This is a genomic window from Nocardioides albidus (assembly GCF_006335005.1).
Classification (GTDB): domain Bacteria; phylum Actinomycetota; class Actinomycetes; order Propionibacteriales; family Nocardioidaceae; genus Nocardioides; species Nocardioides albidus.
The window spans coordinates 172,723-185,261 of record NZ_VDMP01000021.1 but is presented as its reverse complement, the minus strand read 5'-3'; the positions used below and the strand labels follow the sequence as shown (position 1 = coordinate 185,261).

General features: G+C 72.5%; 15 protein-coding genes. 9 read left to right on the top strand and 6 right to left on the bottom strand.

Annotated features, from left to right (window positions below; genetic code table 11):
- Window positions 1-4: 4 nt before the first annotated feature.
- Window positions 5-232 (bottom strand): PspC domain-containing protein, encoded by a 228-nt coding sequence (locus FHP29_RS08590; protein ID WP_139622450.1) that lies wholly within the window; start codon window positions 230-232, stop codon window positions 5-7.
- Window positions 233-352: 120 nt separating this feature from the next.
- On the opposite strand from FHP29_RS08590, the gene FHP29_RS08585 reads away from it, so the two are divergent.
- Together FHP29_RS08585 and FHP29_RS08580 are read left to right on the top strand one after the other, a co-directional pair.
- Window positions 353-1,159, top strand: a complete 807-nt coding sequence (locus tag FHP29_RS08585) for a glycerophosphodiester phosphodiesterase family protein (protein WP_240044397.1) — start codon at window positions 353-355, stop codon at window positions 1,157-1,159.
- Window positions 1,160-1,169: 10 nt separating this feature from the next.
- On the top strand, window positions 1,170-2,120 hold the full coding sequence (locus FHP29_RS08580) for a DUF5926 family protein (protein WP_139622448.1): 951 nt from the start codon (window positions 1,170-1,172) through the stop codon (window positions 2,118-2,120).
- A 9-nt stretch (window positions 2,121-2,129) separates the two neighbouring features.
- Here the strand turns inward: FHP29_RS08580 and FHP29_RS08575 are convergent, their stop codons facing one another.
- From FHP29_RS08575 to FHP29_RS08565, 3 genes are all read right to left on the bottom strand, one after another.
- Window positions 2,130-3,152, bottom strand: coding sequence for an adenylate/guanylate cyclase domain-containing protein (locus tag FHP29_RS08575; RefSeq protein WP_139622447.1), 1,023 nt, complete (start codon window positions 3,150-3,152; stop codon window positions 2,130-2,132).
- A gap of 15 nt (window positions 3,153-3,167) precedes the next feature.
- Window positions 3,168-3,539 carry a Crp/Fnr family transcriptional regulator gene (locus FHP29_RS08570; protein ID WP_139622446.1) on the bottom strand — a complete coding sequence of 124 codons (372 nt, stop codon included), beginning with the start codon at window positions 3,537-3,539 and terminating at the stop codon, window positions 3,168-3,170.
- Between the two features lie 249 nt (window positions 3,540-3,788).
- Window positions 3,789-4,619, bottom strand: a complete 831-nt coding sequence (locus tag FHP29_RS08565; protein ID WP_192903991.1) for a prephenate dehydratase — start codon at window positions 4,617-4,619, stop codon at window positions 3,789-3,791.
- A 65-nt stretch (window positions 4,620-4,684) separates the two neighbouring features.
- On the opposite strand from FHP29_RS08565, the gene FHP29_RS08560 reads away from it, so the two are divergent.
- The gene (locus FHP29_RS08560) at window positions 4,685-5,083 is read left to right on the top strand and encodes a DUF4446 family protein (RefSeq protein WP_139622445.1); all 399 of its coding nucleotides are present in this window, start codon (window positions 4,685-4,687) and stop codon (window positions 5,081-5,083) included.
- Window positions 5,084-5,183: 100 nt separating this feature from the next.
- Here the strand turns inward: FHP29_RS08560 and FHP29_RS08555 are convergent, their stop codons facing one another.
- Window positions 5,184-6,764, bottom strand: a complete 1,581-nt coding sequence (locus FHP29_RS08555; RefSeq protein ID WP_240044396.1) for a bifunctional phosphatase PAP2/diacylglycerol kinase family protein — start codon at window positions 6,762-6,764, stop codon at window positions 5,184-5,186.
- Window positions 6,765-6,786: 22 nt separating this feature from the next.
- Here FHP29_RS08555 and FHP29_RS08550 point away from each other — a divergent pair, with 22 nt between their 5' ends.
- From FHP29_RS08550 to FHP29_RS08535, 4 genes are all read left to right on the top strand, one after another.
- Window positions 6,787-7,797 (top strand): aldo/keto reductase, encoded by a 1,011-nt coding sequence (locus tag FHP29_RS08550; protein WP_139622443.1) that lies wholly within the window; start codon window positions 6,787-6,789, stop codon window positions 7,795-7,797.
- Window positions 7,798-7,956: 159 nt separating this feature from the next.
- Entirely contained in the window at window positions 7,957-9,237 is a 1,281-nt protein-coding gene (gene serS, locus FHP29_RS08545; RefSeq protein WP_139622442.1) for a serine--tRNA ligase, read from the top strand.
- Window positions 9,234-10,094 (top strand): HAD family hydrolase, encoded by an 861-nt coding sequence (locus FHP29_RS08540; protein ID WP_139622441.1) that lies wholly within the window; start codon window positions 9,234-9,236, stop codon window positions 10,092-10,094. The genes serS and FHP29_RS08540 overlap by 4 nt, the downstream gene beginning before the upstream one ends.
- Window positions 10,091-10,717: a hypothetical protein gene (locus tag FHP29_RS08535; protein WP_139622440.1), complete on the top strand. Its 627-nt coding sequence runs from the start codon at window positions 10,091-10,093 to the stop codon at window positions 10,715-10,717. Before FHP29_RS08540 ends, FHP29_RS08535 begins: the two co-directional genes overlap by 4 nt.
- 28 nt (window positions 10,718-10,745) lie before the next feature.
- Here FHP29_RS08535 and FHP29_RS08530 read toward each other — a convergent pair whose 3' ends face one another.
- Window positions 10,746-11,363 (bottom strand): bacterial proteasome activator family protein, encoded by a 618-nt coding sequence (locus FHP29_RS08530; protein ID WP_139622439.1) that lies wholly within the window; start codon window positions 11,361-11,363, stop codon window positions 10,746-10,748.
- A 191-nt stretch (window positions 11,364-11,554) separates the two neighbouring features.
- On the opposite strand from FHP29_RS08530, the gene FHP29_RS08525 reads away from it, so the two are divergent.
- Window positions 11,555-12,145: a hypothetical protein gene (locus FHP29_RS08525; protein ID WP_139622438.1), complete on the top strand. Its 591-nt coding sequence runs from the start codon at window positions 11,555-11,557 to the stop codon at window positions 12,143-12,145.
- A 9-nt stretch (window positions 12,146-12,154) separates the two neighbouring features.
- Window positions 12,155-12,538 carry a VOC family protein gene (locus tag FHP29_RS08520; RefSeq protein WP_139622437.1) on the top strand — a complete coding sequence of 128 codons (384 nt, stop codon included), beginning with the start codon at window positions 12,155-12,157 and terminating at the stop codon, window positions 12,536-12,538.
- Window position 12,539 lies beyond the last annotated feature (1 nt).

Below are 12,539 nucleotides of genomic sequence, written 5' to 3'. Positions count from 1 at the left end.
GGTGTCAGCCGCGCGGCATGAGCCACCAGCCGGCGAGGTAGAGCAGGAGGGCGGCGCCGCCGGTGAAGACGATCGCCGCGACCATCAGGAGGCGCACGACGGTGGCGTCCATGCCGACGTGCGCGGCGATGCCGGAGCACACGCCGGCGATCACCTTGTCGTCCTCGCGGCGGGTCAGGCGGCGGGGCGCGGCGGGCTGGTGGGGACCGGGGTAGCTGTCGTAGTTGGTCATGGCTCAACCGTGCCCGCTCGACGCGTCCCGCACATCGGGGAACGACCCCGGTCGCACCCGGAGACGACCCTGAGGGTCGACATGCGGGGTCGAGCGCGTCGGACCTGCGACAATCAGGTCGTGCCCACCGTACGACCCCAGGTGGTCGCCCATCGGGGCGCCAGTCACGAGCTCGCCGAGCACACCCTGGGCGCCTACCTCGAGGCGCTCGACACCGGCGCCGGGGGACTGGAGTGCGACGTCCGGCTCACCGCCGACGGTCACCTGGTCTGCGTGCACGACCGCGACCTGCGGCGTACCGCCGCGACCAGGGGCATCGTGTCGACCATGGAGCTCGCCGATCTCTCCGAGCTCGACTTCGCCGCGTGGAAGAACCCGTGGGCCGACCTCGACGACGAGGCGCCCGACGAGGACGAGAACCTGCGCGGCGTACTGACCCTGCGCAAGCTCCTCGAGACGGTCGCCGACTACGACCGCCGGGTCGAGGTCGCCATCGAGACCAAGCACCCCACCCGGTACGGCGGCCTCGTGGAGAAGCGGCTCGTCGACATGCTCCGCGACTTCGGCTGGGACCAGGCCGGCGCGCCGGTCCGGGTGATGAGCTTCTCCTTCACCGCGTTGCAGCGTGTCGAGCGACTCGCCCCCGAGGTACGTCTGGTCCAGCTCCTCGACAAGCCGCCCGCGTGGCCGATGCTGAAGCGGGTGATCGGGCGCGAGTGGATCGTCGGCCCCGGCATCAAGATGCTGCGCGAGCACCCGCGGGTCGCCGAGTCCATCGCCCGCTCCGGGCGTGACGTGCACGTGTGGACGGTCAACAAGGAGAAGGACCTCGACCGCTGCCTCGACCTCGGCGTCGCGGCGGTGATCAGCGACCGTCCGCGGCTGATGCTCGACCTGCTGGAGCAGCGGCTCGGTCCCGCCCAGTAGGTTTCCGCGCATGGCGAAGAAGAACCGCACCAAGACCTCGGCCAACGCTGCCGACCGGGAGAACCAGCCCGGCGAGGTCGGCCCCCGGCAGCCCTGCCCCTGCGGCTCCGGCAAGCGCTACAAGGCCTGCCACGGCGCGCCCGGCGGCGGCCAGGTCTTCGTCAAGCGGCCCTTCGAGGGACTGCCCTCCGAGTGCGACGTCGTGGCCCTGCGCGAGCTGGTCCCGGCCGCCACGGCGCCGCTGCCGCTGCGGGGCGAGTACGCCGACCGCGTGGTCAAGCTCTGCACGCTGCTGCCGATGGCCGCGCCCGCCCTCGTGCGCGACAGCGGTGAGATCTGGCTCGGGCTGCAGGTGCAGCACAACTTCGGCGACCCCGCCCGCGACCTCGGTGCCGTGCTGCTCGAGGCGCTCGCGGCGGAGGCCGGTGCCGGCATGGTCGGCCTGACCGCTCCTCCCGGGCCCGGGCCGCGCCTGCAGGACCTCGTCGCCGACGGCGAGCTCGCGGTCGAGGTGCACGAGGGCTTCGACTACTGGGTGGCCGACATGGACGCCGACTCCGAGCTCGCCCAGGCGCTGGAGCAGGCCGAGGGCGCGGCGGCGCCGACCGCTCGGCTCGCCGGCGTCGACGCGGCGTACTGGACCCGGATGGGCGCCAAGGAGCACCTGCGCTGGGTGATGCCCGAGCCCGAGGACGCCCTCCTCGCCGCGCTCGCGCGCCTGCACGTGTCGGGCGACGACGTGATCGTCCCGGACGCCCGGTTCGTCGGCATGTTCCGCGCCCACGGCCTGCTCACCCCCGTGTGGGACCTGCCGGTCGGCACCGGCCCCGAGCCGCTCGAGGACGCCGCCGCGGCGTTCAAGACCACGCTCGACGCGGCGCTCGCCGACACCAGCGACCTGACCACCGAGCAGCGCTCGGCGCGCAACGGACTGGCCAACCGGCAGGTCACCATCCGCTGACCTCGAGGGTCAGGCGGGCTGCAGCGACCAGACCTTGAGCCGCGAATAGCCCTTCACCGAGATCCGGCGCAGCCGACGCAGTCGGTAGCCGCCGGTCTGGTCGGGGGCGTCCTCGTCGGTGTCGTCGTCCTGGTGGTCGCGCCCGGTCAGCGCCTCGTAGGCGCCGAGATCGACCAGCACGGCGTTGGGCCGGGCCACCGAGGTGAGCCGCGCGGCGATGTTGACGACGGGGCCGAAGACGTCGCCGAGCCGGGTCACCACCTCGCCGTACGCGATGCCCGCGCGCACCGCCGGGAACGGGTCGTCCGGGTCGGCGCCGCGGCGGGTCAGCTCGAGGGCGATGTCGGCCATCGCCTCGGGGGTGTCGGCGACGATGAGGAGCTCGTCGCCGATGTTCTTGATGATCCGTCCGCCGCGGTCCACGGTCAGGCCAAGGACCGTGGTCTCGAACGACTCCAGCCAGGAGACCAGCTCGCGATCGGTGAGCGTGCGTGAGCGGGAGGTGTAGCCGACGATGTCGACGAAGCAGACCGCCAGCATCGACGACGGGCCGGTCGCCTGCTCGGCCAGCAGGCGCGAGCCCGCGCTGAGCAGGTGGCGGCGCCACACGTAGGTCTGCAGCTCCTCGACCCGCGGCAGGGCCTCGTCGGAGATCGCGAGCATGCCCTCGCCCGGGTCGGCGCCGATCTCGGCCGCGACCGAGGCGAGCAGGGCGACCTGCCAGTCGGCGAGGCGGGCGAAGCTGCGACCCCAGGTGCGGACGAGCCCGTCCTGCCGCTCGTGGCTGAGGATCCCCAGCCGGATCAGGTCGTCGGTGAGCTCGAGGGCGCGGACGTCCGCGCTGGTGAACGCCGCCTCGTCGTCGGCGACGTGGGCGAAGCCGAGCAGGTGCCACAGCTCGTTGGCGGTCTCCAGGGAGACCCCCGCCCGCTCGGCCACCTGCTGCTGGGTGAGCCAGGGCGCCTCGCCGAGGAGGTGCTCCTCGAGCGCGCCGACGACCCCGCCGTCACCGGCGGGGTCGGTCGCGCTCACGGGGTCCCGTCCCGGTCAGGCGTCGCGGAGGCGCGCCTGGGCGACCTCGACGAGCGCGTCGTGGAACGCGGGCCACTCGGCGTCGAGCTCGCGGAGCGTCTCGTCGGTGAGGTGGATCGTGTCGAGGGGCGTGAGCGCGACGATCGTGGCGTTGCGCAGCTTCTGCCCGACGATCGCGGCCTCGCCGACGATGTCGCCCGGGCCGAGCTGGGCGATCTCGGCGCCGTCGCGTCGTACGGACGCGGTGCCGGAGAGGATGATGTACGCCTTGTCGGCCGGGGTGTCCGCCCAGATCGGCGACCAGCCCTCGGGGAGCTTCACCCGCCGGCCGGTCGCGCTGATCCGCGCGATCTCCTGAGGCGAGAAGTGCTCGAAGAACGTTGCCATGCTGACCCTTTCGCTGTGCCCGGCGCAGGCCGCCCGGCTCGCCTTGTCCCTCCCCGCCCCGACACCGCCGACCCTAGTGGCACCCGTGCCGGTGTGGGGGACACCTGTCACAACGTGTTCCGGACACATCGGTTATCCCGGTCGCTGTGGCGCGGGTCGATGCTGGCGGGCGCGCCGGGCGCCGGATCAGCCCGGCCCGGATCAGCCCCCGGCCCGGATCGGCCTGGCCCCGGCTGGGGCAGGGCGAGCTCAGCCGCGGAACGGGTCCGCGGGATAGACCCCGAGCACCTTGATGTCGGTGGTGAAGAAGGTGAGCTCCTCCAGCGCCCGCTTGAGGCCGGGGTCGTCGGGGTGGCCGTCGACCTCGGCGAGGAACTGGGTGGCGGTGAACTCGCCGCCGACCATGTAGCTCTCCAGCTTGGTCATGTTGATGCCGTTCGTGGCGAAGCCGCCGAGCGCCTTGTAGAGCGCGGCCGGGAGGTTGCGCACGTTGAACACGAAGCTGGTCACGACCGGCCCGTTGCCCTGGGCCGCCTCCACGAGGTCGGGGGAGAGGACGACGAAGCGGGTCGTGTTGTGGTCCTCGTCCTCGACGTCCTCCCGGAGGATCTCCAGGCCGTAGATCTCCGCCGCCAGGGGCGGCGCGATCGCGGCCTGGGTGGGATCGCCGGCCTCGGCGATCTCGCGGGCGGCGCCGGCGGTGTCGCCGGAGATGATCGGCGTCAGCCCGAGCTCGCGGATGACCTTGCGGCACTGGCCCAGCGCGTGCACGTGGCTGTGCACCGTGCGGATCGTGTCGACGTCCGCGCCCGGGATCACCATCAGGTGGAACTGGATGCGCAGGAAGTGCTCGGCGACGATGTGCAGGCCCGACTCGGGCAGGAAGTGGTGGATGTCGGCCACCCGGCCGGCGATCGAGTTGTCGATCGGGATCAGCGCGAGATCGCAGTCGCCGCTGGCGACGGCCGCGAAGACGTCCTCGAAGGAGGCGCAGGCGACCGCCTCGGCGTCGGGATAGTGCTGCTTGCACACGATGTGCGAGTTGGCGCCGGGTTCCCCCTGGTACGCGATGCGGGCCATGTCGCTCAGGGTAGTGGCGGCGCGTGGGCGCACCGGCGGCCGTCTCGTTGACTACGTTCGCCCCCATGGCCGTCGTACTCGCCCTCCTCGCCCTGGCCGTCGCCGTCGCCTCCCTCGTGGTCGGGATCCGCAACGCCCGGGCGGCGTCGGGCGCCGGCTCCGAGGACCTGCCGGCGGACGCCGCCGGACTCCGCCGCGAGGTGGCCGCGCTGCGCGCCGAGGTCGTCGGCGCGCTCCGTCACCTGGCGGTGGTCCGGTACGACGCCTTCGACGAGATGGGGGGCCGGCTGTCCTGGTCCCTCGCCCTGCTCGACGACGCCGGCGACGGGGTCGTCCTCACCTCGATCCGCGGCCGCAACGAGGCCCGTACCTACGCCAAGTCGGTCGCCGGGTGGAGCGGCGAGCAGGAGCTGTCGCCCGAGGAGGCGGAGGCCGTAGCCCACGCCCGCCTCGCCCGCAGCTGACCTTCGACCTGGTCCGCACCCCCGCTCCGCGGTTTGCGTCATACGAACCGTGGGTTGGAGGCCACCGTCCGCATGACGTCCCGGGCCGACCGGCAGGGGCCTAGTTGCGCGGCACCCGCACCAGCACCCGCCCGTGGATGCACTCCATCCGCAGCTCCGAGCCGAGCCCGATGGTGTCGCCGTCGAGCTGGCGCGGCACCTCGCCGGACGCGCGTACGACGACCTTGCGGCCGGTCATCCGCGCGACCGACTCGCCGGCGTTGCGCTCGCGCCGGGTCACCACGCGCAGCACGAGCGGGATCCAGCTGAGGAAGCGCCGCGGGTAGAGGAGCACCACGTCGAGCTGGCCGTCGTCGATGGCCGCGTCGGGGAGCAGGTTCATGCCGCCCTGCAGGCTGCCGACGTTGCCGATCACGCAGGTCCGCGCCCGGTGCTTGGTGAACGGCAGGTCGTCGACCGATATCTCCAGCTTCATCGCCGGGAACATCAGGCCCTTGAGCCCGGAGAGGACGTAGGCGAGCCAGCCGACCTTCTTCTTCAGGTCCTCGTTGACGCCCTCCATGATCGCGGCGTCGAAGCCCATGCCGGCCATCACCATGAAATGGGTGGGCTCCAGGCCGTCGCCGTCGACCTCGACCATGTCGATGGCCCGGTCCTGCCCGGTGAGGGCGATGTCGATGGCGGCGCGGATGAAGAGCGGGATCTCCAGGTTGCGGGCGAGGAGGTTGCCGGTGCCGGCCGGTACGACGCCGACCGGGATGCCGGTGCCGGCGAGCTCGGCGCACACCTCGCGCACGGTGCCGTCGCCGCCACACACGATGACCAGGTCGGCGCCGTCGACGGCGGCCTGCTCGGCCTGGCCGGTGCCGGAGTCCTCGACGGTGGTGAGATGCCAGCGGGGCGCGTTCCAGCCCGAGTCCAGCGCCATCTGGGTCACCATCGCCTGGAACTGCTCGACCGACTCGACCTTGATCGGGTTCAGGACGACGGCCAGTCGGCGCGCGGACGGGTACGCCTCGGGCAGCGGCTCGGCCTTGAGCGCATGGCTGCGGGGGAGCGGGTTGTAGAGGGCCACGCCGAGGAGCAGCAGGCCGGCGCCGAGGAGGGTGCCACCGACGACGTCGCTGGGGTAGTGGCGTCCCAGCAGCACCCGGTCCGCGGCCACGACCAGCCACATCAGCACCGCGAGGGAGGAGATCGCGCGGCGGATCCCGGAGCGTCGTACCAGCATCACCGCCAGCAGGATCACCAGCCCGGCGAGCGCCGCGACGGACGAGGTGTGCCCGGAGGGGAAGGCGTTGGAGTGCAGGAAGTACTCCGGGTCCTGCCACACCGGCCGGCCGCGGCCGACGAGCACCTTGGTGCCGTACGTCGCGAGCGCGGTCACGCCCATCACGGCGGCCGTCAGGATCGCGGCCCGCCGGTGACCCTTCGCGAACAGCGCCACGGACAGCACCGCCGTGATCGCGGTCATCCAGGCGGTCCCGAAGGCGATCTCGATCCCGCGCAGGGGGTCGCCCAGCCAGGCCTGGTCGCCGGCCCAGGCGCGGGCGGACCCGCCGTTGCCGTCGAGTTCCATCACCCATGCCCAGTCGGCGGCGACGGCGCTGGCCACGGCCGCGAACAGGGCGAGCAGGATCAACGAGGCCAGCAGCGGGGTCCGGCGGGGTCGGTCGAGCACCCCCAGACGATAGCGTCGAGCCATGACGTCCCCCGCTTCCGTGACACCATCGGTGTCACCGTCGTCCGTCACACTCGGCCGCTCGGGCCTCGTCGTCTCCCGGGTCGGCCTGGGCTGCAACAACCTCGGTCGCCCGGGCACCGCCACGGAGTCCCAGGAGGGCGCCGACCGCGTCGTCGGCGCCGCCCTCGAGGCGGGGATCACCTTCCTCGACGTCGCGGACACGTACGGCGCCACGCCCGGCCTGGCCGAGGAGCGACTCGGCAAGGCGCTCGGCGCCCGCCGCTCCGAGGTCGTCGTGGCCACCAAGTTCGGCATGGACATGCGCGGCTACAACGGCCCCGACTTCGACGCCCGCGGCTCGCGCCGCTATGTCCGCACCGCCGTCGAGCAGTCGCTGCGCCGCCTCGGCACCGACTGGATCGACCTCTACCAGTTCCACACCCCCGACCCGCGCACCCCGATCGAGGAGACGATGTCGGCCCTCGACGACCTGATCCGCGAAGGCAAGGTGCGCTATCTCGGCCACTCCAACCGGGCCGGCTGGCAGATCGCGCAGGCCGAGTACGTCGCGCGCGAGCTGGGCGTCGAGCGGTTCGTGTCCGCGCAGAACCACTACAACCTCACCGACCGGCTCGCCGAGCTCGAGGTGCTGCCCGCCGCCCGGGCGTTCGACCTCGGCGTGCTGCCGTACTTCCCGCTCGCCAACGGCCTGCTGACCGGCAAGTACGCCTCCGGCGCCGCGCCCGCCGGGTCGCGCCTCGCGCACACCCGCCAGCACCTCCTCGAGGACGCCGTGTCCCCCACCCTGCGGGCCTACTCCGAGTTCGCCCGCGCCCGCGGCGTCTCCGAGGTGACCGTCGCCATCGGCTGGCTGCTCGCCCAGTCCCCCGTCGCGTCCGTGATCGCCGGCGCCACCTCCCCCGAGCAGGTCGCCGCCAACGCCGCCGCCGACCAGTGGGTCCCCACCCCCGACGACCTCGCCGAGCTGGACCTGCTCTTCCCCGCGCCGGAGCCCATCTCGCCGTACTGAGCACGCATGTAACTCGGTGTTCGGTGCACTACCACGGTGTCCTGACCGGTCAGGACACCGTGGTAGTTGCCGTTACGCCGTGGTGGATGCCGTAACACCGAGTTACATGCGGCCAGCCTCGCACCGCGCCCACCGCGGCGGACCGATAGCCTGAGCGCCATGATCGACCCGCGCCTCCTCCGCGACGAGCCCGACCGCGTCCGTGCCTCGCAGACCAAGCGCGGGGCGTCCCCCGCCGTGGTCGACGCGGCGCTCGAGGCCGACGCCGCGCGTCGTACGGCGATCGCCGCCTTCGAGGAGAAGCGGGCCGCGCAGAAGACCTTCGGCAAGCAGGTCGCGCAGGCCAAGGGCGAGGAGAAGCAGGCCCTGCTCGCCCAGGTCAAGGAGCTCGCGGCGGAGGTCAAGCGGCTCGAGACCGCGCAGGCCGACGCCGACGACGCCTGGACCACCGCCCTCAAGGCCATCCCCAACGTGGTCGCCGACGAGACCCCCACCGGGGGTGAGGACGACTTCGTCGTCCTCGAGACGGTCGGCACCCCGCGCGACTTCGCCGCGGAGGGCTTCGAGCCGCGCGACCACATCGAGCTCGGCCGGATGCTCGGCGCCATCGACCTCGAGCGCGGCGCCAAGGTCAGCGGCAGCCGCTTCTACTTCCTCACCGGGGTCGGCGCGCAGCTCGAGCTCGCGCTGGTCAACCTCGCGATGGAGCAGGCCCGCAACGCAGGCTTCACGCAGGTGATCGCGCCGTCGCTGGTGCGCACCGAGGCGATGGAGGGCACCGGCTACCTCGACCAGGGCGGCGGCGAGGACATCTACCGGATCGAGGGCGAGGACCTCTACCTGGTCGGCACCTCGGAGGTGCCGATGGCGGCGTACCACTCCAAGGAGATCCTGGACGCCGACAGCCTGCCCCGTCGCTATGCGAGCTTCAGCCCCTGCTTCCGCAAGGAGGCCGGCTCGCACGGCAAGGACACCAAGGGGATCATCCGGGTCCACTGGTTCGACAAGGTCGAGATGTTCGTCTACACCACGCTCGAGGACGCCGAGGCCGAGCACCAGCGGCTGCTCGCCTGGGAGAAGGAGTTCCTCGACAAGCTCGAGCTCGCCTACCAGGTCGTCGACATCGCGGCCGGCGATCTCGGCGGCAGCGCGATCCGCAAGTTCGACTGCGAGGCGTGGATCCCCACCCAGGGCAAGTACCGCGAGCTCACCTCGACCTCCAACTGCACCGACTTCCAGACCCGCCGCCTCGACACCCGCGGCCGGTTCGGCGAGCGGACCGGGCCGATCGCGACGCTCAACGGCACGCTCACCGCGATCACCCGCGCGATCGTCGCCGTCCTCGAGACCCACCAGCAGGCCGACGGCTCGGTCCGGGTCCCGAAGGCGCTCCAGCCGTTCATGGGCGGCCTCGAGGTCCTGGAGCCCCTCCACCCATGACCGATCCCGGCCCCGACTGGCACCCCCGCCTCGTCGCGCTCGACATCGACGGCACCCTGCTCCGCTGGGTCGCCGGGCTCGGGATGAGCCACGAGGAGGTCACCCCGGCGGTCCACGACGCGGTCCAGCGGGTCCTCGACTCCGGAGCGCACGTCGTCCTCTCCTCAGGCCGCGCGCCCCACAACATGACCATGGTCGCGGACATGCTCGACCTGCACGGCCACGGCGAGCGGCTGTGGATCGTCGCCGCCAACGGCGCCGTCGTCCTGCGCTACCCGCCCGCCGAGGTCGTCCACGAGGTCACCTTCGACGCCCGCCCGGCGGTCGCCGCGGTCCTCGAGCAGCACCCCGAGGCACTGGTCGCGGTCGAGGAGCGAGGCATCGGCTACCGCGTCTCGGGCCCGTTCCCCGACGGCGAGCTGGGGGGTACGACGATCGTCGCCGACGTCGAGGACATGGTCGCCGAGCCGGTGAGCCGCGTGATCATCCGCGACCCGAACGCCACCGCCGAGGACTTCGTGACGCTCGCGGCCAACCTCGGGCTGCAGGGCACCGACTACGTCGTCGGCTGGACCGCGTGGCTCGACCTGGCGCCGGTCGGCGTCTCCAAGGCCTCCGGCCTGGAGTACGTCGCCCAGCAGCTCGGCGTCGACCGCGCCGACGTGCTGGCCATCGGTGACGGCCGCAACGACATCGAGATGCTGCAGTGGGCGGGCCGGGGCGTGGCCATGGGCCAGGCGGTCGACGAGGTCAAGGCGATCGCCGACGCCGTCACCGACTCCGTCGAGGACGACGGGGCCGCCGTGGAGATCGGCCGTTGGTTCCCCGTCGCCGGATCTGGTGGGATGGAGGCGTGAAGGCCCCCCGTCTGCTTCGCGCTGCCCTGCTGGCGGTGCCCGTGGCGCTCGTCGTGCTGCCGGGCTCGGCCGCGAGCGCGCTGCCCGCCGACTGTGCGCCCGTCGACCTCGCCAACGAGGCGGCGGTCGACCAGCGGGCAGCCGCCGCCGACGACGTGTTCGTCGCCCGTGTCGACGCCGCGGGCCCGATGACCGCCGCCGGCCTGGTCGGCTACTCCGTCACCGTCGAGCGGGCCTGGCTGGGCGACGTCGCGAAGGGCCAGCAGGCCGCGGTGACCATCGACTGGCCGGTCGGCGCGCAGCAGGGCGTGGCCCAGGGCGCGTCGTACCTCTTCTTCACCAAGGACAGCCCCGACGGGATCATCGCCGATGCCTGCGGGGGTGCCGTGCTGCTCCCGAAGGGCCTGACCCCGAAGCTCGCGGGGACGCTCAAGAAGTTCCTCGCCTCCGTCGAGCCCCCGCCGGCGCCCGGGCCGACGCCCGAGCCGGTGAGCTTCCGGCAGCCTGAGGACCCGCTGGGCGATCCGCCGCAGATCGGCCGGGTCGTGGCCTCGGGCGCCGCGATCAGCCTGATCGGCCTGCTCGGCCTCCTGCTCGTCTCGCGGCTCGGCCGCCGCTCCTGACGCCGCTCCTGACGCCGACCAGACCTGGCTAGAGGTACATCCCCGACGACTGATCGCCGGTGCCCTGACCCGGCCCAGCCTGCCCGGCCTGCTCGGGCGGGTGGGCGGCCGCACCGCCGGGCCCGCCCAGGCTCATGCCCGGGGGCAGCGCACGCCGGATCTGCTCGAACTGGGCCCGAGCCGCCATCTGCTGGGCGTAGATCGCGGTCTGGATGCCGTGGAAGAGGCCCTCGAGCCAGCCGACCAGCTGCGCCTGGGCGATGCGCAGCTCGGCCTCCGACGGGGTGGCGTCCTCCGAGAACGGCAGCGAGAGCCGCTCCAGCTCCTCGACGAGCTCGGGGGCCAGGCCCTGCTCGAGCTCGGCGATGGAGGAGCGGTGGATGGCGGCCAGGCGGCTGCGGCTCGCCTCGTCGAGCGGAGCGGCCTTCACCTCCTCGAGGAGCTGGCGGATCATGCTGCCGATCCGCATCACCTTCGCGGGCTGCTCGACGAGGTCGGTGAGGCCGCGCTCGCCCTCGTCCTCGTCGTCGCCCTCGCCGTGGCTGCCGGCGGCCTGCTGGACGACCGACGCGGGCACGGTGCCGAGGGGCTGGCCGTCGGGCCCGACGACGATCTGCTCTTCGCTCCCGGAGGCGTTCTCGCTCATAGGCCCCAACCTACCGGGGTGCCGGACGCCCCGCGCGCCCGGCGGATCCCGGCACTGGGACCCGGTGATGCCTCTTTCGGGTGATGGCAGCGAGTGCCCGGTCGGCGTAGGTTGCGAATGGGCCCGGCCGGGGCCCGACGAACCGCCTCGACCGGTGCTGCGGACACCCACCGGAACGAGGAGACGACAAGATGTTCATCCAGATGATGCAAGGCCCCTGCACCCGGCAGGACGAGGTCGACGCGATGCTCGACGAGTGGCGCCGCGACCTGGCTCCCGGTGCCACCGGCTGGCTGGGCGGGACCTACGGGTTCACCGACGACGACCAGCTGATGGCCGTGGTCCGCTTCGCGTCGCGCGACGCCGCGATGGCCAACTCCGATCGTGCCGAGCAGAGCGCCTGGGCGGAGCGGTTCACCGCCCTCATGGACGGACCGCTCGAGTTCCACGACTGCGACGACGTCACCCTCTTCCTGGACGGCGGGTCCGACGACGCCGGCTTCGTGCAGATCATCCGCGGCCGGGTCGACGACCCCAGCCGGCTGAAGGCGATGCTCGCCGACACGACGACGCTGCACGAGATGCGACCGGACATCCTCGGCGGGACGCTGGCTGTGGAGCCCGACGGCACCTTCATCGAGACGGTCGCGTTCACCTCCGAGGAGGCGGCACGGCAGGGCGAGCAGGTCGAGCCACCGGCCGACGTACGCCGTGAGCTGGAGTACGCGCTGCAGGGCGCGACCTTCCACGACCTCCGCCACCCGCACTTCCAGAGCGCCTGAGCGGCCGCCATGTTGGAGGACTGCCGGGTCACCGCGAACATCCCGGCCGCGGACCTGACCCGAGCCCGCCGCTTCTACGCCGACACGCTCGGCCTCGAGCCGGTAGGCGAGAACCCGGGCGGGCTGATGTACCGGACCGGTGGGACGGACTTCTTCCTCTACGAGACCCAGGAGGCGGGCAAGTCCCGGCACACCATCGCCCAGCTCCACGTCGACGACGTGCGTCCGGTGGTCGACGAGCTGCGCACGCGCGGCCTCACGTTCGAGCACTACGACATGCCGGGCGTCACCTGGGAGGGCGACGTCGCCGGGTTGGCCGGCCTGGGTCACGCCGCCTGGTTCAAGGACAGCGAAGACAACATCCTGTGCCTCGACGACAGCCGGACCGGTTGAT